General features: G+C 32.0%; 26 protein-coding genes. 3 read left to right on the top strand and 23 right to left on the bottom strand.

Annotation, left to right across the window (positions count from 1 at the left end; all coding sequences use genetic code 11):
- Positions 1-37 precede the first annotated feature (37 nt).
- The 10 genes from WHC90_RS01900 to WHC90_RS01945 all read right to left on the bottom strand — a co-directional run bounded on the left by WHC90_RS01900 (position 38) and on the right by WHC90_RS01945 (position 8,698).
- A complete protein-coding gene (locus WHC90_RS01900) occupies positions 38-1,591 on the bottom strand; it encodes a M28 family peptidase (RefSeq protein WP_188598691.1) in 1,554 nt (517 codons plus the stop codon).
- Between the two features lie 279 nt (positions 1,592-1,870).
- Positions 1,871-2,494 carry a hypothetical protein gene (locus WHC90_RS01905; protein ID WP_188598690.1) on the bottom strand — a complete coding sequence of 208 codons (624 nt, stop codon included), beginning with the start codon at positions 2,492-2,494 and terminating at the stop codon, positions 1,871-1,873.
- Positions 2,484-2,987, bottom strand: coding sequence for an RNA polymerase sigma factor (locus WHC90_RS01910; protein ID WP_188598689.1), 504 nt, complete (start codon positions 2,985-2,987; stop codon positions 2,484-2,486). The genes WHC90_RS01905 and WHC90_RS01910 overlap by 11 nt, the downstream gene beginning before the upstream one ends.
- Before the next feature lie 10 nt (positions 2,988-2,997).
- A complete protein-coding gene (locus WHC90_RS01915) occupies positions 2,998-3,864 on the bottom strand; it encodes a TraB/GumN family protein (RefSeq protein WP_188598688.1) in 867 nt (288 codons plus the stop codon).
- Positions 3,865-4,156: 292 nt separating this feature from the next.
- A complete protein-coding gene (gene lpxD, locus WHC90_RS01920) occupies positions 4,157-5,152 on the bottom strand; it encodes a UDP-3-O-(3-hydroxymyristoyl)glucosamine N-acyltransferase (RefSeq protein ID WP_188598687.1) in 996 nt (331 codons plus the stop codon).
- A 97-nt stretch (positions 5,153-5,249) separates the two neighbouring features.
- Entirely contained in the window at positions 5,250-6,014 is a 765-nt protein-coding gene (locus WHC90_RS01925; RefSeq protein WP_188598686.1) for an NYN domain-containing protein, read from the bottom strand.
- 185 nt (positions 6,015-6,199) lie between these two features.
- Entirely contained in the window at positions 6,200-6,802 is a 603-nt protein-coding gene (locus tag WHC90_RS01930; protein WP_188598685.1) for a YkgJ family cysteine cluster protein, read from the bottom strand.
- A gap of 87 nt (positions 6,803-6,889) precedes the next feature.
- Positions 6,890-7,447, bottom strand: coding sequence for a hypothetical protein (locus WHC90_RS01935; RefSeq protein WP_188598684.1), 558 nt, complete (start codon positions 7,445-7,447; stop codon positions 6,890-6,892).
- Between the two features lie 70 nt (positions 7,448-7,517).
- Entirely contained in the window at positions 7,518-7,811 is a 294-nt protein-coding gene (locus WHC90_RS01940) for a chaperone modulator CbpM (protein WP_188598683.1), read from the bottom strand.
- Positions 7,808-8,698, bottom strand: a complete 891-nt coding sequence (locus WHC90_RS01945) for a DnaJ C-terminal domain-containing protein (RefSeq protein WP_188598682.1) — start codon at positions 8,696-8,698, stop codon at positions 7,808-7,810. Before WHC90_RS01945 ends, WHC90_RS01940 begins: the two co-directional genes overlap by 4 nt.
- 508 nt (positions 8,699-9,206) lie before the next feature.
- On the opposite strand from WHC90_RS01945, the gene WHC90_RS01950 reads away from it, so the two are divergent.
- Entirely contained in the window at positions 9,207-9,653 is a 447-nt protein-coding gene (locus WHC90_RS01950) for an FKBP-type peptidyl-prolyl cis-trans isomerase (RefSeq protein ID WP_188598681.1), read from the top strand.
- Between the two features lie 90 nt (positions 9,654-9,743).
- On the opposite strand, the gene WHC90_RS01955 is transcribed toward WHC90_RS01950, so the two are convergent.
- From WHC90_RS01955 to WHC90_RS02005, 11 genes are all read right to left on the bottom strand, one after another.
- Positions 9,744-11,588, bottom strand: a complete 1,845-nt coding sequence (locus tag WHC90_RS01955; protein WP_188598680.1) for a PLP-dependent transferase — start codon at positions 11,586-11,588, stop codon at positions 9,744-9,746.
- A 92-nt stretch (positions 11,589-11,680) separates the two neighbouring features.
- Positions 11,681-13,450, bottom strand: a complete 1,770-nt coding sequence (locus WHC90_RS01960; protein WP_188598679.1) for an amidohydrolase — start codon at positions 13,448-13,450, stop codon at positions 11,681-11,683.
- An 87-nt stretch (positions 13,451-13,537) separates the two neighbouring features.
- Positions 13,538-14,413, bottom strand: a complete 876-nt coding sequence (locus WHC90_RS01965; protein WP_188598678.1) for an aldose 1-epimerase family protein — start codon at positions 14,411-14,413, stop codon at positions 13,538-13,540.
- 193 nt (positions 14,414-14,606) lie between these two features.
- A complete protein-coding gene (locus WHC90_RS01970; protein ID WP_229664922.1) occupies positions 14,607-15,362 on the bottom strand; it encodes a glycerophosphodiester phosphodiesterase in 756 nt (251 codons plus the stop codon).
- A 187-nt stretch (positions 15,363-15,549) separates the two neighbouring features.
- A complete protein-coding gene (locus WHC90_RS01975) occupies positions 15,550-16,464 on the bottom strand; it encodes a glutaminase (RefSeq protein WP_188598676.1) in 915 nt (304 codons plus the stop codon).
- Between the two features lie 118 nt (positions 16,465-16,582).
- Positions 16,583-17,548 (bottom strand): DUF3887 domain-containing protein, encoded by a 966-nt coding sequence (locus WHC90_RS01980; RefSeq protein ID WP_188598675.1) that lies wholly within the window; start codon positions 17,546-17,548, stop codon positions 16,583-16,585.
- Between the two features lie 46 nt (positions 17,549-17,594).
- Entirely contained in the window at positions 17,595-18,641 is a 1,047-nt protein-coding gene (locus WHC90_RS01985; protein ID WP_188598674.1) for a serine hydrolase domain-containing protein, read from the bottom strand.
- Between the two features lie 71 nt (positions 18,642-18,712).
- Positions 18,713-20,323, bottom strand: coding sequence for a M28 family metallopeptidase (locus tag WHC90_RS01990; protein WP_188598673.1), 1,611 nt, complete (start codon positions 20,321-20,323; stop codon positions 18,713-18,715).
- A 182-nt stretch (positions 20,324-20,505) separates the two neighbouring features.
- Entirely contained in the window at positions 20,506-20,868 is a 363-nt protein-coding gene (locus WHC90_RS01995; protein WP_188598672.1) for a bleomycin resistance protein, read from the bottom strand.
- Positions 20,869-20,949: 81 nt separating this feature from the next.
- On the bottom strand, positions 20,950-22,182 hold the full coding sequence (locus WHC90_RS02000; RefSeq protein ID WP_188598671.1) for a hypothetical protein: 1,233 nt from the start codon (positions 22,180-22,182) through the stop codon (positions 20,950-20,952).
- An 85-nt stretch (positions 22,183-22,267) separates the two neighbouring features.
- Positions 22,268-22,612, bottom strand: a complete 345-nt coding sequence (locus WHC90_RS02005; protein ID WP_188598670.1) for a hypothetical protein — start codon at positions 22,610-22,612, stop codon at positions 22,268-22,270.
- Positions 22,613-22,833: 221 nt separating this feature from the next.
- Here WHC90_RS02005 and WHC90_RS02010 point away from each other — a divergent pair, with 221 nt between their 5' ends.
- Positions 22,834-23,397 carry a TetR/AcrR family transcriptional regulator gene (locus WHC90_RS02010; RefSeq protein ID WP_188598669.1) on the top strand — a complete coding sequence of 188 codons (564 nt, stop codon included), beginning with the start codon at positions 22,834-22,836 and terminating at the stop codon, positions 23,395-23,397.
- A gap of 65 nt (positions 23,398-23,462) precedes the next feature.
- The gene (locus WHC90_RS02015; protein ID WP_188598668.1) at positions 23,463-24,023 is read left to right on the top strand and encodes a carboxymuconolactone decarboxylase family protein; all 561 of its coding nucleotides are present in this window, start codon (positions 23,463-23,465) and stop codon (positions 24,021-24,023) included.
- 92 nt (positions 24,024-24,115) lie between these two features.
- Here WHC90_RS02015 and WHC90_RS02020 read toward each other — a convergent pair whose 3' ends face one another.
- Both WHC90_RS02020 and WHC90_RS02025 read right to left on the bottom strand, forming a co-directional pair.
- A complete protein-coding gene (locus tag WHC90_RS02020) occupies positions 24,116-24,322 on the bottom strand; it encodes a hypothetical protein (RefSeq protein WP_188598667.1) in 207 nt (68 codons plus the stop codon).
- On the bottom strand, positions 24,312-25,151 hold the full coding sequence (locus WHC90_RS02025; RefSeq protein WP_188598666.1) for a class I SAM-dependent methyltransferase: 840 nt from the start codon (positions 25,149-25,151) through the stop codon (positions 24,312-24,314). The genes WHC90_RS02020 and WHC90_RS02025 overlap by 11 nt, the downstream gene beginning before the upstream one ends.
- Positions 25,152-25,168: the final 17 nt, after the last annotated feature.

Consider the following 25,168-nt stretch of genomic DNA (forward strand, 5'->3'; position numbering starts at 1 on the left):
TGGAAGGCTTTTTACTTTAAACTAACTGTTAGCTATATTATTTTGCTGGAGCTTTGTCTACAACAATACGTTTTTCACGGTTAGCTAATTCCCAAGCTGTATGGAAAACCAAACGAGATCTATTTTCTAACAAATCATAATTAATTTTGTCTGGAGTATCTGATGCTCTGTGGTAATCATCATGAGTTCCGTTAAAATAGAAAATGATTGGAATATTATTTTTTGCAAAGTTATAGTGGTCAGAACGGTAGTAAAAACGGTTTGGATCGTTCTCATCATTATAGGTATAATCCAATTCAATATTGGTAAAGTTTTTGTTTACTTCTTCAGAAATATTGTGTAATTCAGTACTCAACTTATCACTTCCAATTAAGTAAATATAGTTTCTGTCACCTTCACGTTTAGGATCAATACGTCCAACCATGTCAATGTTTAAATTAGCAACAGTGTTTGCTAAAGGAACTAATGGCTCATAATCTGTGTAGTATCTAGATCCTAATAAACCTTTTTCCTCACCTGTAACATGTAAGAAAATAACAGAACGCTTTGGTCCATGTCCGTTATCAGTAGCAGTTTTGAATGCTTCAGCAACCTCTAATAAAGATACTGTTCCAGATCCATCATCATCTGCACCGTTAAAAATCTCTCCTTTTGCATTAACTCCAACGTGATCTAAATGCGCAGAGATAATAATGTATTCATCTGGCTTTTCAGAACCTTTTATATAAGCTGCAACATTTTCTGATGGATGAGATACAGAAATACTTTTAAAGTTCATGTCAACTTTAGTTTTCACTGTAGCTGGTTTGGTAGATCTAGTAATGTTACTTACAAGAGCTTTACCCATTTTTTCACTAATTAAGAAATGGTAAATTTCTGTAGTTCCATCGCCTTTACTAGGTAAAGACAAGCTGTTGCTACCTCCATTTTCTTCACGTTGCTTATAGAATTTTGAATAACGATCAAATAATTCATTGTCCATGAAAAACAAAGCTTTTGCTCCGTTATCTTTAGCAGCTGTTCTTTTAGAAGCAATTGCTTGACGTCCATTAGACCATTTTGAAGCTTTCTTGTCACCACTAAGGATGTTGTTTCCTGCTCTATCTTTTGGCTCACCACTTCTTACAACAACTATTTTACCCTTAACATCTAGGTCTTTATAGTCAGAGTATTTGTCATCATCAATTCCATAACCAGCATATACTACTTCTGACGCAGATAAATTACCTGTTTCTGCTGCTGTTTGAGAAATAAAATCATCAAAATACGTAAATGATTTTCCATTTATAGTAATGTTAACCTCAGGAGTTTTTGCAATACTCAAAGGTACATTTTGAAAATAATTACCTTCAATTAATGGACTGATCCCTAATTGTTCATATTGCTTTTTAAGATACTCAATAGCCATTTTTTGTCCAGGCTCTCCAGTATCACGCCCTTCAAACTCATCTGAAGCGTAAATGTATAAATGTTCTTTTAACTCTTCTTGCGTAATAGTACTTCCGTAAGAGATGACATCATCTTGTGTTGCCTCATTTTTACAAGAAAGTACTACAAACATTGCGCTTAATAGTAATGCTGTTTTTTTCATGTTATTTGGTTGTTATATTTTAAGTAAATGCGATATTACAAAAAAGAACGTTTATGTAGCTTTCTCTGTGAATCATTTAACACTTTTTAACATAATTTCACTCAACTTTTAATAAAGTCGATATTAGAAACAAACTCAATCAATACCATTAGCATTTCGGTACTAGTAAAATCAATTATATATTTGTGTGTTTTCTTGTCAAAGCATCAATAATTAGAGTTTAAGCAAAAAACGAATCTAAGATTACTGCCAAATAACTATTGTTTTTTGCTATAAAATCTATGCTTTAAGTGAATCAAGAGTTAGTTCAAGATTTTTAATATGCACCCCGTACAATTTATTTGACCAAGATACAGTCATCAAATATATCAGTATAGCTATAGCTAAATATCCAAAAATATAAAGTAACAACGTTGTGATAGGCACGTCCAATAAAATTAGATTTGTAAACAATTCTTCATCCATTTTTAATCTTCCAAAATAAACGGTTAATAGTGTTAATGGCAATAACAGACTTCCAGAAATTATAGCTGTTTTGTAGACCTCTAAAGTTAATTTAAGATCATAAATAAAATCCATTACAGTTGCTGTACTGTTGTTGTTTATACTCGTGGTTTTATTTAAAAACCAAGTCATTTTAGCTACATATGTTAAAGTAATTAAACAAACTACAAACATCAATATATAGTAAATTGACTGGGCTAACTGATGCATTTCTATATAGTATGGAGCAGCAAAAAAGAGTACTATAATAACCAATTGAGTCATCATTTCGTTTCTCATACTTTGCCTTACTCTTTGGATGGGCATTTTACTAGTCTCTATTTCTTTTACAGTTTTAGGAATCCGACCTTCATCCATATTTTGGGCATCCATTTTTCTTTTTATATTTTCAAAATCCATATCCTTGTTTTTTTATTATTTCTTGTAATTTATTTTTTGTCCTATTAATTTTCACTCTAACATTCGCTTCCGAAAGGCCTAGGTTCTTAGCAATTTCTTTTCCAGAAAACCCTTCTATATATTGTAAAATTAAAGCTTTTTCAACCTTGTCTAATTTTTTCACTGCTTTGTAAAAATGATCTAATTGCTCATCTTTTTCTTTGCTATAATCTTCAAAACCAACAGGTTCCTGAAGTGTAGAGCCAAAGCTATCTGGTTTTCTTTTCTCTTTCTTAAAGAATACTATAGCTGTGTTTAATGCTACTCTGTACATCCATGAAGAAAACTCGCTTTCACCTTTAAAAGAGCCTAAAGACTTCCATAATTGGAGGATAATTTCCTGAAAGAGATCTTGCTGATCTTCTAGCGCATCAAAATACATCCTAGATACTTTATAGAGAATACCTTTGTGTTTATTAATTGCTGTTAAAAATTCTTGTTCAGTTAGTTGCATCAATATTGATCTAATTAAATACTGGTGTAATCGTATATCCTTTTTGTCGTAAAAGATAAATGATTCCATGCTTATTTGTTAAATGAGCGGCGCCAACAGCAAATAAATTACTTCTTTTTTTCATCATTTCTGGCATTTTGTCTACCCAATTTTTGTTTCGTAAAGTTTGCATATATGTAACTGCATTTTTGTTCATATAAATCTCTTTCGTAATTAGACCTACCGTGGTTGTTATATCTTCATTTTTATACGCAATTATCGCATCGTTAAAATCCTTTTTATACGAATAAAATAACATTATTTGTTTAAAATTATAATCTGTTGGATAGGCTTTATTAAAGAAATTCATTTGATCAGAAACTTTTTCTAAACTATACAATGCAAGTTGATTTTTTGTAGCTTCCTGTACTAATTCAGTTTCAAATGATTTTATTTGACTACAAGGTAACATCTTACTTATCATAATTGCATTAAGGGTTGAAAGCCCGTAAGAATCAAAATTAATTAAGGGTTGACCGATAACTTGTTGTACCAGTTTATCCAATTCATTAAATTGTTTTTTGGACAGTTCTTCAGAAATTTTCTTTGGATTGGCCATAGACTCTTGTAGTGTTTGCAATTCTTGTGGATCAGATAAATTAACTTCTAAAACCAAGCCATCTACTTTCTGTAGAATTCGTTTCACTTTTTTAGAGATTTCGAAATCATTTTCACACATTAAGTGTATAGTCCCTAAAAGATACGATGGTTGTTGAAGTGAAGAATGTTCAATTTTCCATAAGACAGAGTTTTCAAGTTTGACCTTTTCCTGAGCATAAGAGAAGTTAAAGCTTAGTGAAAAGACCAATACAATAATTGTTAATTTTAGATGTTTCATTTTTTTGTTTTTTAGATTTTACAGGGTTAGTATTAGAAACAAAAAAATGTTACAAAAAAATAAAAAGTCTGTTTAAGGTTGTTCTTTTTTATGAATAAGAAAACATAACTAACCAAGAAAAGATTGACAACGCTATAGTCTGGCAATCAATTAATTGGATAAATACCCAAAGCTTTAAAAACTGCAATTAGGACTAGTTTACCACTAGCAACCCTTTAAGAATAAATGTTTTTTTTTTTAAATAGATAAAAAAAGCATTTGCAATAAAAATGTGTAAGTTGGATTAAAATGCTTATTGATTTTTCATAAAGCGCTTGATAGCAACCCATTGTTTTAGCATATCTCTAGCATCTTGAGCAGGATATCCTAAAACCGTTTTGCCAGCTGCAACATCACCGATTACACCAGAGCCTGCTCCAACAGTTACACCTGAATGCAATGTTGTATGATCTTTTATAGAAGCACTACCACCAATAATAACACCATCACCTAAGGTAACAGAACCAGCGAGACCACTATGACCTGCCATAATACAAGAACGTCCCATTACACTGTTGTGAGCTATTTGTACTAGATTGTCAATTTTACAACCATCGCCTATAATGGTAGAACTAAATTTGGCTCTATCAACACAAGAATTAGCCCCTATTTCTACTTGATGACCAATAATTACATTTCCTATCTGTGGTATTTTAACTAAGCCTCTACCATCATCACTGGGTCTAAACCCAAAACCGTCAGCTCCAATACTAACGTTTGTATGAAAAATACAGTCATTACCAATAACACAACGTTCTCTAATAATTGTCCCAGACCAAACAATAGTGTTTTTACCAATAATTGTTTCATCAAAGACACAAACATTTGGATATAAAATAACGCCATCAGCTAATTCAACATCTTTACCTACAAAGCAATTTGGACCAATCTTACAGCCCTTTCCAATTTTAGCAGTCTCATGAATTACAGCTGTTGGGTGTATATCAACATCAAAAACCGGTGCAGGTGGATTAAACAATTCCAGAATATGAGCCATCGCTAAATCAACATTCTTTACTTTTATAAAGGCTCTATTTTCACCAGGTTCTATATCTGTATTCTCACTTACCAAAGCAGCACAAGCTTTTGAAGTTTTCCAAAATTTTAAGTATTTATTGCTTCCGATAAAAGTAATTTGATGATTAGAAGCTTTTTGTATTTCTTCTGGCCCTTCGATTGAATGATTGGTGTTCCCTATTAATTGTCCTTTTAAAATAGTATTGATTTCACTGATTGAGTATGAGGTCATTGTTGATTTTTTGATTGGTTATAAATAAAAGAAAATAAATCTAAATTCGCTACACATTTTGTTTAAAAATGAATGGCCAATCAGTGTTTATAAAGAATTATTTGTTTTTGATATAGATATGACGAATGTTGTTTTCTCCGGTTACTTTTTCTTCAATTTCAAATTTGTTGATTTTCTTAATCAAAGGAAATAATTTAGGAAAGCCATAATTCCTAGGATCAAAATCTGTTTTCTTTTTAATGATATAATTGCCTAAAGTACCAAGAAATGCCCAACCATTCTCATCAGAAACATCATCGATGCTTTCTTTAATTAGTTTTATGAGGTTCTTGTCTATTTTACTAACAGAAGTAGTATCAGCATCTAGTTCTGCATCATTTTTAGAGTTTTTTGATTTTGTTGATTTACCATCCGAATCTGCCTCTTTTGCTTTTTTCAATATCTCTATATAAATAAATTTATCACAAGCAGTAATAAAAGGTTGAGGCGTTTTCTTTTCACCAATACCAATCACAAACATAGCAGCCTCTCGAAGTCGAGTTGCTAATCTTGTAAAATCACTATCACTAGAAACGATACAAAAGCCATCAACTTTTTTTGAATACAACAAGTCCATTGCATCAATAATTAATGCACTATCACTAGAGTTCTTACCTGTTGTATAGCTGTATTGCTGTATGGGTGTAATGGCATTTTCTAACAAAATATTTTTCCAACCAGAAACTGTCGGCTTTGTCCAATCAGCGTAAATTCTTTTGATGGTTGGATTGCCGTATTTAGCAATCTCATTTAGCATTTCTTTTACATGAGCATAGGGAACATTGTCCGCATCAATTAATACTGCAAGCTTTTTTTCTTTCATAATGATTCTTCTTAATAACTTTCAAAATATAGGTTACATTTTTGGTTGCTAAAGGGAGTTCAATTTTTAAATGTGACTAAATATAAGAAACTTTAAGATAACTACATTTTTCATTTAATGAATTGTAAAAATAGGATGCCTTGCTTATTGTAATTTGATCTCAGAACTTTTTAAAGGTATATATATTATCCGCAGTTTTTTTCTAAATCAGGAGATGGTCTGTAAGCATAGTATTGCAATACTTCTTCTAGTGCCATTTTAAGTGCCTTGTTTATAGGTAGAATAAGGTTTCCCAAATGAAAATCTATTTGATTTAATTGCATATAATAGTCTGTAAATACTGGGACATATAATCCTTTTGCAATTGCTTGGCTTGTAGAATTATATTCTTTCTGCTGACCTTCTTTTATTATTTTACAAGTTGTCATTCGTAAATTTCCATATTTGTCTGTATTGGCTGCAAAACCGAAGAGCCTACAAATTAAACCACGATACTTGTAATTACTACATTTTCCTTGATGAATACTCGTTAAAGATTTATAAAGAATGCAGGTTTTATTTTGGGTCTGATTAAGAAGGGCTAGTGTGTTTTTTGCCTCATCATTTAAAAACAAATGGAATGCCCATGGCAAAAACTCTAAAGGGGACGCCTCTACAGTTGGCGTTGAACAACATCTTCCACAACCTACCACACAACTAAGTCCTGAGTCTTTTTTAAAGTGCACACTCTCTTGATCTAATTGAAAGAAAAGCTTTTCTACCAATTGCACTCTGCGTTCTATCGACATCGTTTTTTTTCGAAGGTATCCCTAATATAATCGTAAAACGGTCTTTTGTTTGTGTATTTTTAAATTATAAAACTATTTCAGTAAATATTATTTTGCTTTCAGATCAAAGCCTAAGTTTAATTGAAACATAATCGGCCAAAGATTGCCTATACCGTTTGTGTCAAAATAATATTGAGGTCCTACATCAAAGAGTAAGTGAAAGTTTTTACCATATTTTCTTTGAATTCCCCAAGTGGGTCCAAAAGCGAAATCAAAATCAGATGATCTGCTTACATTTTCTGCGATAGAGCTTCCTCTAGTAATTAATCTCAAAGAAACAAAATTACCTGAATTATTATCAATAGTTTTATTTTTAGTAACTCTCTTGTTTCTATTGTAGAACCATTTTTGTTGAAAATCAGCAAAAGGAGAAATGATGTATATAAATCCACTATTCGCAAAGGTCAAATCTGGGTAGCCTCCTCCATAACCGATCCCAATAGCTGATGAAAAAGTAGAATAGGTACCCGTAGGGATTTCTAATTCAATAGCTGGATTTAAAAAATTTACTCTCCACACTTTCTCTGTTTTAAGATTGTTATTTCCTTGAGCGTAGATGCTTATAGTTGTAAGAAAAAAGAATAAAATAGGTAAAAATAGTTTCATTGTTTTGTTTTTTGCTAAAATGAGAAATAACGTATTGTATAAGTGAAAAGAGCTATTTAAAAAATGTTTATTAATCCTCGTAGACTCTAAGCCTATTTTGAGTGTTAATTAATTGAGATTGCAATGTTTCTATCTTTTTTAATAAATTAAAAATAGTATCAATGCCTTCAAAATTAATATTGAGCTCTTGATGCATTCGAATCATTTTTTCAATTTCACCTGTCTTCTCTTTATGTACAAAACAAGATTCTTCTATCGTTGTAATTTCAATCAAACCATAGTCATTTAAACTTGTAAAAAATGACATTTCAACCTTATAATGGGTACATAATTGATCGAGTGGAATAAAATTTTCTAGACTCATGATGTTTGTAAATTATTAAGTTGATGAAACAATTCTTTTTCTTTCTCTGAAAGATTGGTTGGTAGTACCACATTATAGCTTATATAAAGGTCACCAAACTTTCCTTCTTCTTTATATATAGGAAAGCCCTTCCCTTTTAATTTTACTTTTGTCCCGTTTTGAGTTTCTGGTTTTATCTTTAGTTTAACTTTTCCATTAAAAGTATCCACGGTGATTTCTCCACCCAATAAGGCTGTGTACAAACTAATATCCTGAGTACTTATTAAATTGTCGTTATCTCGTTTAAATTTAGAATGGTTATTTATAGAAAACTGTATGTATAAATCTCCCTTAGGCCCACCGTGTAAACCAGGACCACCTTGCCCCTTAATTTTAATAACTTGCCCATTTTTTACACCTGCAGGAATGGTTAGTCGTATATTTTTCCCATTAATGTTTAAGGTGCGCTTATGGGTCGTATAAACATCTTTTAAATCAAGTTGCAATTCTGTATTGTAATCTTGACCTTTATAGGCTGCACTTCTACTGCTACGTTTTCCTGCTGATCCAAACATCGACTCAAAAAAGTCTGAATAATCACTGTCAGAAAAATCACCAGTGGATTGGTTTTGATAGCTTTTTTGTGATTGTTGCTGCTGTTTAGACTTTTCAAACTCTTCGGCATGTTTCCAATCCTTTCCATACTTGTCATATTTCTTTCGGTTTTCTACATGGCTAAGCACCTCATTTGCTTCATTTATTTCTTTGAACTTTTTCTCCGCTTCTTTATCATTGGGATTTAAATCAGGATGATACTTTCGTGCTAATTTTCGATAGGCTTTTTTGATATCGCTTTCAGTAGCATTTTTATTGATTTCTAATATTTTATAATAGTCGACAAATGCCATTTCTGTATAGAGTTAGAATAAATTAATCTTAGTTTTCACTTTGTTGAAAATGATATTTATGTAGATCGCGTTTGGCCCTCCAAAAAGTGCTCGTTACGTGATATAAAAGTAGTCAAATTAAAAGCTAAAAAAAAATAGTTCATTGAAATTTATTCATCGTATTTGCTCTAGCTTGTATGGATTCGGAAATTGCTTATTTATTTCAAAAATGTCATATTTTTTAATAATTTTATATTTTTACTGACATAATAACCGATTATATTATTGTTTGTTTAATTTATTTTCGAGGTTGTTTGTATTTAGCCACTCACCTATCATTAAAGGTCTAAGACAGTATTTAGTCATTGTTTTCTACCTGTCTATAGTGTAATTTATATCAACTTATCTAGTTTAGATGCTCTTTTGGCTTGGTTTTCGTTGCCATAGTTGTGATAAACAAAAAGTATACAATCAACTGCATAAAAATTGTGTTAATGATCGTATAGGAAATTTTTAAAATATAGTAAACATGAATCAAGTTAAAGAAAACAGTACAGTTAAAGTAAATTATACCGGTAAACTATCTGATGGGCAAAAATTTGACAGTTCTGAAGGAAAAGAGCCTTTAGAAATTACATTAGGACAAGGACAATTGATCCCAGGTTTTGAAAAAGGATTGATCAATATGAAACTGAATGAGAAAAAAACCATTACAGTTGTTAAAGAAGAAGCATACGGAGATATAAATGAAGGTTTAGTTCAAGAAGTAAACAAATCTGAGCTTCCTCAAGATATTGCTCCAGAAGTTGGTATGGGACTTGTTTCAAAAACTCCAGATGGACAAGAAATGAATTTACGTGTTGTTGAAGTAAAAGAAGAAAGCATTGTTATTGATGGTAATCACCCTCTAGCAGGTCATGATCTAATTTTTGATCTTGAAGTTGTTGAGATCAAAGATCCAGAAACAGCAAGCTAAAAATAGCAAACACTTATTATAGTACCTGAGAATCTCCCTTAAACGAATTTAAGAAGTTTCTCAGGTATTTTTTTTATAAAATTAGCAAGCTTACATCTGCTTGACAAAGTCTAAAAAGACTTTTTTATGCAATTCAAGATCCATACTCGGAGATAAAGCCACGCGAGCGATATAATCCTTATCGCCTTCTTTAGTAGTTCCTTGAGTAGACGTTGCTGGTATGGTCCAATAACAGCCTTTTACTTGCCCATAACTCACACAGTACTTACTCTCATTGGGAATTTCTTTAATCATCAAGTTGATTAACTTCAGATTTAATGCTCTTTTATAAGCTTCTCGTTCCTCATCAGTATTACCTTTGGTTGGAAGATCTAATGAAAACACAGAAGGAGTAAAACCTTGCTTAGCCAACTCTTCTGAAACAAAATTGATTTTTGCCTCAGGTAGATTTTCATGGATAAAGTTTACAAAACTACGTGTGTTTATATAGGCATCTTTAATTCTTTGGTTCATAGATGGCAATTGCTCAGCTAGAATTTTATACTGAAGTGCCGTAGCTTCATTATCACAAAGTTCTAAATGCAATTCAATCTTATCCATCAAATCAGTCGTTTTTTTATTTCCAATAGCATAACCAGCAGTACAATTACCACCACTAGGAAATTTAGACCCACTTGCATACGAAATGGTTTTTACGGTAGACAAGATCTCTCCCTCACCTAAAAAATGCACGTTTGGACAAAAAGTTTGATCCAAAATAAAAACAGGTGCTATAGCTGTTTCTCCACTATCAGTAGTTCTTTGTTCACTTAAAGCATTTTTCAATGCTATTAAATCAGGGACTTCTACCCTAGGATTCGTTGGGATTTCTGCTATAATATACGGCACAGCATCTTGTTTGGCTATTGTAGTTAAAACCCTATCAATGCTTTGCACCATGTCATTGTCTCCGTCAACTGGTAAATCAACAACCTCTACATTAGCAATACAAGCAGCAACACGTCTTGCTTGATCATTTGTACCTCCATAACAGTTAGGAGGAACAATAAATTTAATTGCTTTTCCTTGATGGTTTTCTAAGGCATCATGAACCAAGCCCATCATAATTGCATATTGTACAGAGAGTCCACTTGAACCTGCAATTGCTTTGGTGTTAGAACCGGTTATTTCTTTGATGGTCTTTAGCACCAAATTTTTGTCCGATTGACTCGTTGTGTTTTTTAAATCAATTAAATTATTATTCGTTAAGGCTTTTAAAACACTTAGCGAGTTTACCGGCGTCATTGCAATGGTCTCTCTTCTTCTTACATGCTGTATATCTGACACATAATGATCGTTTTTAGTTCCGTTAACGATTAATATACTACCAAGTTGTCCGTAAAGATTGATGTAAAAATCAATCGTAGTAGAAAGTGCACTTTTGGAAATTTTATCCTCCTGTGAAATAAAAACAGTACTCCCATCAAATTTAGAAACTGTTTCGTTTTCTTTTAGTTGTTTTAACTCAAAGTTGTATCCATAAACATCATGAAGAAGTTTGGAGTCAAGAAAACTTGGTAAACTACCAGTGTATACTATTTGCGTCTTTTTATTCTCCAATAAATTTTTTCTAAGAATAGCCAAAACAGGAATCGATTTTGACGAAAAGCTAATCACATTTTTTGATTCAAGACTATATAACTTAGCAATAGCCCATTCCAGCACACATGATAGCGGATGTCCTAACCGAATATAATCATAAGCAGTAGGCAAATTATTAAGAGACGCTTCTGATGAATCATTGTTGTTAAACAAGTTTTCAAACTCATCTAAGAACTGGGTTTTAGCAAGCTCTTCATTGTAAATATCTAGACGATGCGTTGTGGTTTTTAACCAACCAACTGGCATATTTTCTAAAACATTTTCTATATAAGGGTACTGGGTATTTTCTTCCATAATGTATAAGACTAAATAGGCCGCAATTTACAGTATTTAGATTTGTTTTAAAAGCCTATAAAGGCATTAAATTCAGTAAAGAAAAAACTCTTTTATAGTGACCTATTTACCAAATTCCCATTGATATAAGTTTGCAAACACTTAATGTTGCTTAATTCACTTATTTTTGTTTTTAAAGGGTCTTGGTTAAGAATAATAAAATCAGCGTATTTTCCTTTTTCTAAAGAACCGATTTTATCTTCCATATTAATTTGCCAGGCAGCTGAAGTCGTTAATGATTGTATCGCTTCTAGCACAGTTATTCTTTGATCTTTACCCAAAACAACACCGGTACTCGTTTTGCGTTCAACAGCAGTTTGAATTAACCTAAAAGGATTGCTTTCAAACATTGGCTGATCTGCATGTAATGAATACTTTATATTGCTCTCTTGAACAGTGTGAATAGGCAGCATATTTGCTGCACGTTGAGTACCTAAAATATCAGTTTGTAAAGCATCTCCATAATAATACAAATGGTTTACATGAAAACTTGGTGTAAGATGAAGTTTTTTAAGTCGATTTACATTTTCTTTTGGCAACAATAAACAATGTTCTAATCGATGTCTTGAGGTAGAAAAATCAAGCTCAGTTGAAAGCTCTTCAAACACAGTAATCACTTCATTGATGGCGGCATCTCCTTGAGTGTGAATGGCAATTTGCCATCCTTTGGTATGATACGATCTTATAAAATTCTTTAAACTGTCTATTTTAACAAGTGCTTGTCCTCTACTCTCAACTGGAATATGCATTTTGAGGCTGGTAAGATCTGTATTTAAATAAGGTTCATTTAAGTACATACTTCCTGTATAAGGAGAACCATCATACCAATGCTTTACACCAATAATATCATAAAAGTCATTGACTTTTTGTTTGCGTTCTGGCATTAAATGACTCATATCATGCCTCATATACATAAAATGTCTAGGGTATTGCTTTCGCGTTGGAAACAAACCTACTGTAGCTAAAACATTTCCGAGTAATTGTGGGTGGTTATTTGACAAATGTTTAAATAAAAGTAGCGGTTTGCTATCTTCTATTGTGATCCCTGCCGAAACAATAGTTGTATTGCCATTTTTAGCATAGTCTAACATCACTTTTGATGCTGCAGCTCCAAGTTTTTTTGTCGTTAAAACTTCATTTTTTAAAACATCAAAAAAAGGTTTAACAGCTTCTTGTTCAATAATCTCTCCATTTAGGTTTCCATTATTGTCTTTACCATAATAACTATGCGCCGATGGATTTGGGGTATTTACATCAACCCCGACAAGCTCAAAAGCTTTGGTATTGGCCCAATAATTATGCAAACTTTGACTAAAAAAAAGCACTGGGTTATCGGGAGCGATTTTATCTAAATATTCAATAGACGGAGGTACTAAATCTTGTACTAAAATGGGGTCAATCCCTTTACAGATAACCCAGTCTCCTTTTTTTGTGCTTTTAACAATTTGCTCAAAACGTTCCCAAACCTCTTTGTTTGTTTTAAATTTAAAACCAGATAAATCATGCATTTCAGATAAAAACATACTGATAGAAAAATGAGTATGAGCATCAATAAAACCGGGCATTACTGTTGCGCCTTTTAAATCAACAATGTCCACATTTTTTAAATCGTACTTTTTAAGTTGTTCATTAGTGCCTATATCAACAATTTTACCATTCTCAACAAACATTGATTCTGCAAAATCATTCTCTTCATTTAATGTAATTATGTGTCCATTAGTATAAAGCGTAGGTAATGTCCTTCTAAAATCTCGTAAAAGATATGTGTATAGAATAAAAATCAAACCAATGATTAATAAACTTGTTTTCAGTGTTTTTTTCATGATAAGCTCTTAATATTTATCGTGTGATTATGTGCCTATGGACAGTGTTTTTTTTTAAGATCTTAATATCTTTAAAATCAAAAAAAATTATTCTATTTCGGTTTCTATAGCAATGGAAAAAAAAGTGTCAGGCTCAATGGATTTATAATTTGTTTTTTTTGTTAATTCAATAGACTCATCCTCTTGGTCAGGAAGCCCTAACCAAGGTTCAATACAGACAAAATCTGCAGAAGGTTTTGACCATAAAGCTAAATTTGGAAAGTCTGAAAAATGAATTTTGATTCCTTTTCTTTTATTTTTTTGACGAAGACGGATCCAATCACATGATAGATTTGAAAACACCAATGCATCATTATTAAAAAGAGTATCAGAAAGTGAAAGTGTATTGTCAATACTTTCTATATTTTTCTTGTTTTTAGTTAATAATCCTGAAGAACCTAGTTGATTTGCTTTAAGGCTTAATTGACTGGGAAACTCAATAACATAATCAGATAATTTATGAGTATCATTTATATGACAAGCATACGCTGTATGACCACCACAAGCAAAAAAAATTGGTACCATATCTTTATTTTCTATATGATACAGCATTTTTAACCGATTCTCAAGAAGCACATACTCGATTGAGAAAATAAACTTAAAAGGGTATTGTTTTAGAGTAGTTACAGAACTTTTTAAGGTAAAACAACATTTAGAAACTCCATGTTGTTTAAAGCTAAGATTGTTGTTGTTTCTTACAATTCCATGTTTTGGCATTTCATATGACTTGCCCTTATAAACAACTTTACCTGATTTAATTTTACCAATAGCAGGGAATAATACAGGAGAACTACTACCCCAGATCGTTTTATCAATTTGCCAAATATATTCTTCCCCTGTCATTTTGTTCTTAAGGGATCGTATTTCAGCTCCGTTAGATTCAATTTGACAGATGAGTATATCGTTTTCTATAGTGTGTAACATGTTTCAATTATCTGTATAAGCTAAAAAACAATCGTAAAAAAACTTCTGTATGAATAACCTATATTTTTAATAGCATTATAAATCAATACTATTTACAAACGATAAATTTAATGATTTAAATGTATTTATGACACAAAGAGTCACTAGGCTTTAATCCAAAGTTTTTTTTAAACAGAAAGAACAATAGACACTATTATTTTTGTGTTTTAGTTCGAATTTTTAAAGCCTTATCTGGATAATTAGTAATCAGTCCATCAATCTGAAGGTCAATCAATTGTTGCATTTCACGCTCTTTATCCACAGTCCATTTCCAAACTTCGATTCCATTTTTATGTGCAAAACTTAGATAGTCTTTTGTTAGCTTAGTAGCATAACCAACACCAATTGCGTTTGCTTGGATAACCTTTGCATAATCTATGGTTGTTTTATCTGCATTACTTATTAAGTACAATATAGGAATTTGCTTGTCTAATTGTCTAATCTTAGCCAATACAGGATATTGAAATGAAAAGAGAATCACTTGATCTCTCATCCCTAAATCATTTACAGTTTTTAATACTGCTTCTTCAGCCCCTAAGACCTTAATTTCAATACATACCTTTATTTTGCCTTTTGCTACTAGTAAAGCTTCTCTTAAAGTTGGTAGTTTTTCTGTAGCGTATTGATCTCCAAATTTACCTGGATACCCAAAGCTAAGCTTGGCTAAATCACTGTAATTCATGGCAGCAATTTTTCCTTTAGCTCCATTTGAATTTGTTCTATCGATAGATGAATCATGGATCACCACAATAGAATCATTTTTGGTTTTATGAATATCCAACTCAAAATAGTCTGCCTTAGAAGCAATTGCTTTTTGAAAGGCAATAAGCGTGTTCTCTGGTGCAGCACTAGAAAAACCGCGATGTGCAATTATTTTGGTTTGGGCATTGGTTAATATAGGATTCATCATTAATGCGAGTATAAAAAGACAGCTAGTTCTTAAGATCATAATGTATTTTTTTATTGCGTTTCAATAGCAAACGCTATCTGTTTTTAAAGCAATAAATGTAAAACATATTTGCAATAGGTTTTAGCGATCTGTTTTAAGGAATCATTAAGTTTAGTAATATATTGATGTCCTAGTTAAGCTTTCTATATCAAAATATTGATAATTCTGATTTTGTGGTAAATTCTTCGAGAAATTTCATCCCTTTAAATGAATTTCCTTTTTTATTTAATTTAGGGCTCCAGACTGCAATTGAATATTGATTTGGATGAATAGCGATAATGCCTCCACCGACACCGCTTTTTCCTGGTAGACCAACCTTAAACGCAAAATCTCCAGATTCATCGTAAAAACCACAGGTCTGCATAAGTGCATTAACTCTTTTTGATTGACTTTTGGTCAAAATTTCAGTATTGTCAATTGGTTTACGTCCCTTATTCGCTAAAAATAAAAACACTTCTGAAAGTTCTTTACAACTCATTTCAAGTGAACAAAGTTCAAAATAAAAATCAAGAACGTCTGAAGGATCATTGTGGATGTTTCCAAATGATTTGATAAAATTACATAACGCTACATTCCTAAAACCCACTTCTTTTTCAGAATCTGCGACTTTACTGGAGTAGTTTAAATCAGTATTGTTAGAAACACTTCTAACAAAAGCTAAAAAGTCTTCTTTAGGGTTATCTAAATTACTGATTAGTATATCAGAGATAACAATTGCTCCAGCATTTATAAAAGGATTTCTTGGAATCCCATTATCGGTTTCGAGTTGAACGAGAGAATTAAAGGCTGAACCTGAGGGTTCTACCCCTAACCTATCCCAAATTTTTTCACCAACAATACGATAGGCCAAGCAAAGAGATAAAACTTTTGCAATACTTTGGATAGAAAACCTTTCATTACAATTACCAAGACCAAAACCAAGCTCATCTGTTGTTGTAATATATACTCCGAAATTTTCTGAAGACACATTCGCTAACTGAGGAATATACGTTGCAGAATGACCGTTGTCTTCAATATCTTTAATTTTATTGTAAATTTCTTTAATTGTCTCTTCAAAATTCATTTTATTCAATTAAGTCAACAGGTTATGCACTAATCTATTTGTATTTAATATTAATGACAGTCGGTAAATCTAATCAATTAAGAATAAGTACTAATAGAACGTTTAGCTCTCTTCCTATTTATTGATTTTTCACTTTCTGACCTTGAATGGGTGAATACTCTTTTTTAAGTTCACCATTGACAAGTATATCAGAAAAATAACTTTTAGCTCCCGTAGCATGATTCATATCTTCTGTGTTCTGAATATGGAAATGCAAATGCGCTTCAGAAGAATTACCAGAATTGCCACAAAGACCCAACAACTCTCCTTGTTTTATTTTTTGCCCTTGCTTTACAACAATAGAATGCTGTTTAAAATGAGCAAAAAACAAATACTCATTGTTTACTGTCTTTAAGATAACCGTATTTCCTGGAATATAAATAGCATTCATCTCACCTGGTATATTGTCTTTAATACCATCAACAACCAAAACTACTTCTGCATCAGTAGGAGCAATTAATTCTTTCCCAAAAGCATAATAATCTTCATTTGTGAGACCATCAGTTCTATATGATTTTCCTTGTTGGTCTCTAATAACCATATCAAAGGCATTTTTTTGAGCTGGGTGCTCTACATGATAATTTAACTCTTTGGTGTCTCCTCCCCAAACAACATCCCATTCACCTTTAAAAGGCAAGATCAATTTCGAGGTATTTCTTACTAATTTAGGATGTGTATTTTCTTTATAAGGCTTTACCATAAAACCATTTATTTTATAAGAACTATCCACAGAAATATCTATAGAAAAAAAACCATTTTCAAAATCTGTTTTATAAGAAGCAAAACTCCCATTTATATATTTTATAAATTCTAAATGCTTAATTTTCCCAGCCTGACTCTTTATGCCCTTAAAAAATTCATTGGTTTTATCTAAAGGCAAAGCTGCTTTCATTTCTGGTGAGAACAAATTGAAAACCTCTTGGTAAGCCTCCAAGTTATAGAACTTTTTAAATTCAGAAGCTATCTTTTTAGAGGCTTGTTTTTCTGACTGAGCAAAGGTGAAAAATGGTATTATAAATAATATGATGATACTAGCTTTTTTCATAGTATAAATTTTGTTTTTTAAGATCGCTAAGAAAACACTTTTTCTATTAAGGATTGAGTTTGTTAGTCTTATTAATTATCTTAACAATTCGATTGTAGAAGATTTGTGACAGGTTCCAGTGATAGCCATCAAAATTAGTAGTATTCATAAATTGAACAACCACCATGTCTGCGTCTTTATGATATTTAGCAAGGCTTTGGTATCCAGGAAGCAAACCACCGTGGTCATATACATATACAGAAGAATAAATCTCTTGTTCTCCATCATTAAAAACAGAACCATCGTTTAATGCCCTTAGAAAAATACCCACATCTTCTGCTGTAGCAATCATTAAACCAGAATAATCTGTTTTTATATCCTCATCTATACCAACATAATAACCACTCATCACATCATCAAGATCAACTTCATAAAGAGATCCATAGGTATTGTGAAGGTTGAGCGGCAGTAGAATCTCTTCTTTTATATATTGCTGATGCGGATAGCCTAAGACCTTATCTATTAGGTCAGAGATTAGCATATAATTAGTATTGGAATATTCATATCCCCGATCGGGCTTAAAACTTGCAGGCAAATCAAGTGCATACGAAAGCTTTACTTTTCTATCCATAGGAGGATCAACCCAATAATCCGTATGGTCTGTGTAGTTTGGGATACCGCTTCGGTGTTGTAGCATCATTCTTAAAGTAATGGCATCGGCATATTCAATTCTGCCGATAAGTTCTGGAAAATAATCAGCAAGGGTTTTGTCTAATGACAGTCGATTGGCTTTAACCAATTTTGTTGCAGCAACAGCCACATATAATTTGGTAATACTTGCAATCTTAAACAAGGCATGTGGATCTGCTGGTATTTTATTTTTCCGATCCTTCCATCCAGCAGCATAAAATGCTGGAGGCTTGCCTGCTTCATCCACATAGACTACCATACCATCAAAACCATAATCAATAACATCATTTAGCTGTTCTTGAACCGTATCTGGAAGTGGTAAGATCCAAGCTTTGACCAAAATCCAAGGTACAAGTGTTAAAGAGCTTAAACTAGCGATGATAAATAGTATTCTTAAGACTCGTTTTATTTGTTTAATTTTCATTTATTATTAGCCCTCAATTTGGTATAATGACACTCTATTTTTATTTATGTTAACACTCATGCTACTCATGTTTATTCTCTTGCTGCTTTAAACTCACTTCCATCATACCATTTAGGGAAGTAATCTTCGTTGGCTAAGGTAGAACCCACATTAAAAAAGAGTTGTAAATCTAATCGTACACCCCTTAATTCGGTAGTCTTAGCATCGTATTCGTCAGAAGGTTGATGATATTTGTTTTTTTCGTAAAAAGCATTATAGGCTTTAATTTCTTCAATACTTTTATCAAATCCTTCGTAAGAACCACTTGCATACAAAGCAGGGATTCCAATTTTTGCAAAATTAAAATGATCTGATCTAAAGAAATATCCTTTTTCGGCAACAGGATCAGGAATGATGTATCTGCCTTGCTTTAGAGCAGCTTCTTTAGCATACTCATCCATTTCTGATTGACCATAGCCTGTAATCGTTAAATCTTTCATTTCTCCAGGACTGTCAAGAGCGTCGATATTAAGATTAGCTACGGTTTTACTAGGTTCAAAAATTGGATAGGCTGCATAATAAGCTGAGCCCAATAAACCTTGTTCTTCACCTGTAACTGCTAAAAACACGATTGAGCGTTTTGGAGCCTTTTTACTTTTCTTAAAAGCCTCAGCAATAGCTAATAAACCTGCAGTACCTGATGCATTGTCTACAGCACCGTTGTAAATAGAATCACCATCAATTGCTTTTCCAATTCCAAAATGATCCCAATGTGCAGAATAAATAATATACTCATCTTTTTTATCAGTTCCAGGAATCATAGCAACAACGTTTTTAGAAATGTCTTTTTTAATGCTGTTTTTTATTTCTACAGATACATTTACTGCTAACGGAACAGGCTTAAAACCTTTATTTCTTGCTATGGCTTTGTAATCTTGACCTTTCATTAAAGATGCATTAAACATTTTTGCAGCACTTTCACTACTTATCCAAGATTCAACCTGCAACTTAGGAGCAGTACTTTCTATGGTTAAACGAGCACCGCTCCAACCTGATTCTACCACATTCCAACCGTAAGAAGCAGGCTCAGTATCATGAATGATAATCAATCCAGCAGCACCTTGCCTTGCAGCTTCTTCATACTTATAAGTCCAACGACCATAATAGGTCATTTCATTTCCTTTAAACAATGTTGAATCACCTGATTTAAACCCAGGGTCATTAATTAACACCACAGCTGTTTTACCTTTCCAGTCAATTCCTTCATAGTCATTCCATCCGTATTCTGGAGCAACGATTCCATAACCTGCAAAAACAAGTTCTGAGTTTTTAAGCTGCACATTTTCTTGAACCCTATTTGTAGTTGCAACAAAATCTTGTAGCGCTTTAAGCTTAAAAGAACCGTTTTTACCAGAGATAAGCATGTTTTCTGATGGAGTTCCTAAAATTTCTACCATCGGTACATTTTGGTAAAAGCTATCGCCGTTTCCCGGTAATACACCTAACTTTTCAAATTCATCTTTTAAATATTCTACAGTTTTTACCTCTCCTTCTGTAAATGGTTTTCTGCCTAGAAACTCATCAGATGCCAAACGTTCAATATGAGTACCAAGGGTTGTTTGACTAACTTCTACAAGTTCTGTATTGTTGTTTTTACAACTAACCAATATGAGGATAACTAAAATTTTAATGTAATTTTTCATAATAGATATTTAAATTATCACAGGATTTTCTCGTCTGCTATAGACAATCATCTAAATTACTAAAAGAAAATGAACCAAAGAAAAAACTGAATTTATTTTTTGAATACATAAAACAAGAGCAGTCAAGGTTTGCTATTTTAGGTGTCTTATCTCATAAGTTTTTTGAACTAAGAAGAATTTTTCTATTCCTCTATCGCTTCACCAAAAGTTAATAAATTATTATCAGGGTCGAGGATTGCAAATTCTTTTTGCCCCCAAGGTTTCGTTTCTAAAGGCCCATTAGGATGTATAGCTGTTTTATTATCCAAGAGCCATTGGTAATATTTTTCGATTGAATTTGTTCTAATATACACTTGCCCATAATTCTCTTTAGGATTTAACTCCTTAAATTCAAAAAAATGAATTTGGATTTGATCTTTTTCAAGCATTAAATACCCTTCGTAATCATCACTTCCAAACTCTTTAAATCCGAGTTTGTTTAAGTAAAAATCTCTTGTGATTTTTTTGTTACGCATTGGCAATTTTGGGCAGATTTGAGAAAGCATATGACTATTTTTTATTCGTTTAAAACTTGTTTAAATATAACGATACTTTTATTAGTTACCTTACTAATTGTTGTATAGACGTTAATTTACTGTGTACTCAAACTTAACAGATTCTTCGCCGTTTGTAAGCACAATTGTATAATCTCCACCCTTTAATCCAAGAGCCCAAGAAACTGTTTTATTTTCTACTTCTGTAATATCCATAGGAACTGCCTTATTAAGATCCTCTCCTTTTTTAAACGCTAAAACCATCACAGGAAAAGCAATCTGAAGATCTTTTAAAGTAACAGAAACTGGTCTAGAACTAGTAGTAAAGAGCCAATTTGGGCGGTTATTAGTGTAGGTAGTATTGGGGTGAAAAACAGCGATATCAGACCAAGCATCTCCTCGATCATACTTAAATACTTGATTGTTTTGATCGATTAAAACAGATGATTCACTGTTAGAAACTGCTTTTAAAAAAGGATGGTTAAATTTAGGGTCACTTTTCTCACTATACAAAACCTGATTGATCGTTAATGGATTGATTCCTGTATATTCTGTTAATCGACCAGCCATCGCTTTTTCCCAAGATCTATGAACACCTTCTAAGGCATGATCAAATCCACAGTGAATTAAAAACTTTTCTCCGGGCTTAGAATCAATTACTTTTTGAATATTTTTTGCCTGTGCAATCTCTCTAGGTTTACCGTTACCTTTTCCCATATCTTCATATGCAAACAATGTATAGCCAATTTCTAAGGCTGTTCTAATCATATCGCCAAACTGAGGGTCTTTAGTATAAAAACCTGTCTCTAAAATTGGATATTTTCTCTGCTGAAGTCCATTATCTAGATACGCTCCAGTTCCTAAGGCTTCTAAGCCTAAATTTGTATATCCGTTATCATATAATTGTTGAAGCAAAGACTTTGTAAACACACGATGATATGAATTGTGATGCGCCTCGTTAATGATAACAACCTGAGTTTTTTTAGCCTGCTCTACAATATAATCAAGAGCATTTACTTTTGTATACTTGTTGTTGATCGAGTCTATCTGGCTAGAGGTATAGTTACTTTCTCTTGCTCCCATAGCCAAATCCCATTGCACTAAAGCATTTTTATAATCTCCTTTGGTTGCATAATCAGCTGCAGACAATTGATGTTTCCACGGAATGGTATCTTTTAACAGCTTCTCCTCTATCTCATGAGAGAATTTATAATCGCTGACAAAATCTATTTTTTTGAATTCAATTTTAGATTCTTTACACGAGAATAATAAGGTAAGTAGTAAGCTTGCTATTAGCAGTATTATTGATTTTTTTTTTGAATTCATCTGAATATCTAATTTTTGGAAATTCAAATATAACTAAATTTTTAGTTATAAAAACTTCTGATTAAATATTGAAAATAAGAAAATGTTATTCGTCTTGAATCAAAGAAGCATCTTCTGATTCTTCTGGGGTAAATCGTGCAATGATCAAGGGTGTCAAGATACAGACAATACCAATAATGGGTTTACTATAAAAATCTGGAACAAAATTCATTATTATAAGGTATAAACCACAGCAAATAAAAATTATATTCGTCAGTCTATTATCCCAAATAAACCCTCCTGCTAGGTAAGAAAAACCAATACAGGTGAACATTGATGTACTTAAAAACTGGTTGGTTTCATCACTGTAATTTAAAAACCAATTGGATACTTTTCCAATTAAAATTAAGACCAACAAAACTCTAAACAATATAAATAGTTTTCTTTTCATTCTATTTTATTAAACAAACCGAGTCCAAAGTACCTCTTTTCTTTAGTTTTTACTGATGACAATTTAGTGAATAATTATAAACTCTCACAATTGGCACACTCCTACTTTACTTGTATTTAATTATTAACCACTGTAAATCAACTAATTAATCAACTAATTAAAAATTACTTTAAAATATTTTTTTATTTCTAACCGATTGTTTAGTTTTGTACTCGTTAATCATGGCAAGAAAAAAAGAATATATAGAAGAGGCTGTAATCGAGAAAGCAATGACTGTTTTTTGGAAGAACGGTTATGAAAACACTTCAATGCAAATGCTTGAAAAAGAAATGGGCATCAATAAGTTTTCTATCTATTCGAGTTTTGGAAACAAACACGGTCTTTTTCTAGAAAGTTTAAAAACTTACAAGAAAAAGGTAAACTGTATTTTTGAAGAATTTAAAAAAGCAAATCAGGGTTTACAAGACATTAAAGATTTTTTCTATAATTCTGTAAAATTTTGTTCTGTTAAAGGCAATCAAAAAGGCTGTTTGCTTACCAATACTTACAATGAATTTTCAGAAAAAGAAGATCAGCAAATACAAGAACAAATGAGTTCTTTTATGAATAATCTAAAAGAACTATTCATCCAAAAGTTAAGTATGGATACTTCTAAAGATAAAAAAACAATAGTGCAACAAGCCAATTATTTATTAATCGCAAAGCACGGTCTAGCCGCTGCTTCAAAAGTTAACAATCAACAAGAGATAGAAGATTATATAGAAATGACTTTTCACAATTTATAATCCTTTTTTTTAATCAATAACTAAACGATTGTTTAGTTATTTAATAGTACCTAAATATTATAATTATGACAACATTAAAAATTCACAACATCGAAACTGCACCAGAAGGTAGCAAAGCATTATTAGAGCAATCACTTAAATCAAATGGAATGATTCCTGGCTTACACGGAGTATTAGCAGGTGCGCCAGGCTTATTAGAAGGTTATCAAACCTTACACAAACTCTTTACGCAAACATCTTTTAATAAAGAAGAGTTAACAGTAGTTTGGCAAACTATTAATGTAGAACATCAATGCCATTATTGTGTGCCAGCACATACAGGAATAGCAAACATGATGAAGGTAGATGAATCACTAACTGAAGCATTGAGAAACAGCACTGCAATGCCAACAGAAAAACTTCAAGCTTTGCATGATTTTACACTAAAAATGGTAAGAAATCGTGGACAAGTAACACAAGAAGACTTAATTAACTTTTACGATGCAGGCTATGAAGAAAGACAGGTGTTAGAAATAATTTTAGGCTTATCACAAAAAGTAATTAGCAACTATACCAATCATATTGCCAACACTCCTGTAGATGCACCTTTTCAAAAATTTGCTTGGAAAGCAGAAACTGTTTCATAATAAACAAAAAGCTAAGTTCAAGCAGGCTGCTTGAACTTAGCTACTTTAAATCAATTGTCAAAAAAAACAGCTACCAATAAGGTGTTATTGATTTAAATAGTTTTCCTTTTTCTATTCTTTATAAGACTGTAATTACAGGCCTTGTTTTCTATATATTCAATGCTGTGTTCAGCTAAAAGCTGAGCAAGTATTGATCGTGTTTCATCTTCATCTAATCCATATTTTTCACCAAGATCAATTTCATTCAACTGTCCATTATCTTCGGCCAAAGCTTTTAAATATCTATTTTTATTTTCCATAGTTAGTTTGTTTTTTTACAGCGATCATCATATGTGGACTAAAGGGCAAAAGATAAGGATCGTTCTCTGTAATACTTATCAATTCTAATAATATTTTCTTTTTCTTATCATTGAGCATATTTTCAAAATAAGCCTTATCTAACCAAGACATACCCTCTACAGCATAGGTATTTAAATAAAATAAATTATGTCTTATAAATTCATCTTTAAGCTGTTCGGGTTTATGATAATATGCTTCTACTAAGAGCCACGGGAAATCATCAGGCGGATTGTGTATTCCGGTGCTTAACTCTACTTTACACATTTCAAAAAAGGAATTTTTATGAATCAAACCATTTAAAAGTCCTGTCAAGGTAGATGCTGTATAGTTAATAGCAAAGCCCAAAATAATTCCATCTTTTTTAAGTACCCGTTTAGCTTCAAGGATAGTCAATTCTCTATCTTCTTCTTTTTGGAGATGATACAAAGGACCGTGTAATATTACTAAATCTGCAAAATTATTTTTAAAACTAAGGTTTCGAGACTCTCCCAAAGCAACAGAAAACTTATTCTTTAACCTATCTGATCTGTTTTGTGCTATTTTAATATGTTTTAAAACAGGTTCTACTAGATGTACCTGATGCCCTTTTTTTGCTAACCATTCTGAATATTTTCCCGTACCCCCTCCAACATCAATGATTATGGAGGCTGTTGATTTAAGATGTTTTTCTATAAGCTGCTTAATTCTTTCAAATTCAAAGATACCCATGCCTTTATTAAGCCTTGTTTCTTCGGATGCTTTATTGTAAAACACCTCTATATTTCTGTTTATTAATTGCTTGTTACTCATGCTATTCTCATTAAAAT

It is taken from the genome of Polaribacter pacificus (assembly GCF_038024035.1).
Taxonomy (GTDB): domain Bacteria; phylum Bacteroidota; class Bacteroidia; order Flavobacteriales; family Flavobacteriaceae; genus Polaribacter; species Polaribacter pacificus.

What these genes read in the sequence shown, in the direction of transcription:
- WHC90_RS01990 (WP_188598673.1), bottom strand. Translation starts at nt 20,323, where the DNA reads ATGAAAAATTACATTAAAATTTTAGTTATCCTCATATTGGTTAGTTGT.
- WHC90_RS01975 (WP_188598676.1), bottom strand. Translation starts at nt 16,464, where the DNA reads ATGAATTTTGAAGAGACAATTAAAGAAATTTACAATAAAATTAAAGAT.
- WHC90_RS01995 (WP_188598672.1), bottom strand. Translation starts at nt 20,868, where the DNA reads ATGCTTTCTCAAATCTGCCCAAAATTGCCAATGCGTAACAAAAAAATC.
- WHC90_RS01935 (WP_188598684.1), bottom strand. Translation starts at nt 7,447, where the DNA reads ATGAAACTATTTTTACCTATTTTATTCTTTTTTCTTACAACTATAAGC.
- WHC90_RS01940 (WP_188598683.1), bottom strand. Translation starts at nt 7,811, where the DNA reads ATGAGTCTAGAAAATTTTATTCCACTCGATCAATTATGTACCCATTAT.
- WHC90_RS01950 (WP_188598681.1), top strand. Translation starts at nt 9,207, where the DNA reads ATGAATCAAGTTAAAGAAAACAGTACAGTTAAAGTAAATTATACCGGT.
- WHC90_RS02015 (WP_188598668.1), top strand. Translation starts at nt 23,463, where the DNA reads ATGACAACATTAAAAATTCACAACATCGAAACTGCACCAGAAGGTAGC.
- WHC90_RS02000 (WP_188598671.1), bottom strand. Translation starts at nt 22,182, where the DNA reads ATGAATTCAAAAAAAAAATCAATAATACTGCTAATAGCAAGCTTACTA.
- WHC90_RS02020 (WP_188598667.1), bottom strand. Translation starts at nt 24,322, where the DNA reads ATGGAAAATAAAAATAGATATTTAAAAGCTTTGGCCGAAGATAATGGA.
- WHC90_RS01905 (WP_188598690.1), bottom strand. Translation starts at nt 2,494, where the DNA reads ATGGATTTTGAAAATATAAAAAGAAAAATGGATGCCCAAAATATGGAT.
- WHC90_RS01955 (WP_188598680.1), bottom strand. Translation starts at nt 11,588, where the DNA reads ATGGAAGAAAATACCCAGTACCCTTATATAGAAAATGTTTTAGAAAAT.
- WHC90_RS02010 (WP_188598669.1), top strand. Translation starts at nt 22,834, where the DNA reads ATGGCAAGAAAAAAAGAATATATAGAAGAGGCTGTAATCGAGAAAGCA.
- lpxD (WP_188598687.1), bottom strand. Translation starts at nt 5,152, where the DNA reads ATGACCTCATACTCAATCAGTGAAATCAATACTATTTTAAAAGGACAA.
- WHC90_RS01980 (WP_188598675.1), bottom strand. Translation starts at nt 17,548, where the DNA reads ATGAAAAAAGCTAGTATCATCATATTATTTATAATACCATTTTTCACC.
- WHC90_RS02025 (WP_188598666.1), bottom strand. Translation starts at nt 25,151, where the DNA reads ATGAGTAACAAGCAATTAATAAACAGAAATATAGAGGTGTTTTACAAT.
- WHC90_RS01970 (WP_229664922.1), bottom strand. Translation starts at nt 15,362, where the DNA reads ATGATGAATCCTATATTAACCAATGCCCAAACCAAAATAATTGCACAT.
- WHC90_RS01930 (WP_188598685.1), bottom strand. Translation starts at nt 6,802, where the DNA reads ATGTCGATAGAACGCAGAGTGCAATTGGTAGAAAAGCTTTTCTTTCAA.
- WHC90_RS01985 (WP_188598674.1), bottom strand. Translation starts at nt 18,641, where the DNA reads ATGAAAATTAAACAAATAAAACGAGTCTTAAGAATACTATTTATCATC.
- WHC90_RS01900 (WP_188598691.1), bottom strand. Translation starts at nt 1,591, where the DNA reads ATGAAAAAAACAGCATTACTATTAAGCGCAATGTTTGTAGTACTTTCT.
- WHC90_RS01945 (WP_188598682.1), bottom strand. Translation starts at nt 8,698, where the DNA reads ATGGCATTTGTCGACTATTATAAAATATTAGAAATCAATAAAAATGCT.
- WHC90_RS01925 (WP_188598686.1), bottom strand. Translation starts at nt 6,014, where the DNA reads ATGAAAGAAAAAAAGCTTGCAGTATTAATTGATGCGGACAATGTTCCC.
- WHC90_RS02005 (WP_188598670.1), bottom strand. Translation starts at nt 22,612, where the DNA reads ATGAAAAGAAAACTATTTATATTGTTTAGAGTTTTGTTGGTCTTAATT.
- WHC90_RS01960 (WP_188598679.1), bottom strand. Translation starts at nt 13,450, where the DNA reads ATGAAAAAAACACTGAAAACAAGTTTATTAATCATTGGTTTGATTTTT.
- WHC90_RS01910 (WP_188598689.1), bottom strand. Translation starts at nt 2,987, where the DNA reads ATGCAACTAACTGAACAAGAATTTTTAACAGCAATTAATAAACACAAA.
- WHC90_RS01915 (WP_188598688.1), bottom strand. Translation starts at nt 3,864, where the DNA reads ATGAAACATCTAAAATTAACAATTATTGTATTGGTCTTTTCACTAAGC.
- WHC90_RS01965 (WP_188598678.1), bottom strand. Translation starts at nt 14,413, where the DNA reads ATGTTACACACTATAGAAAACGATATACTCATCTGTCAAATTGAATCT.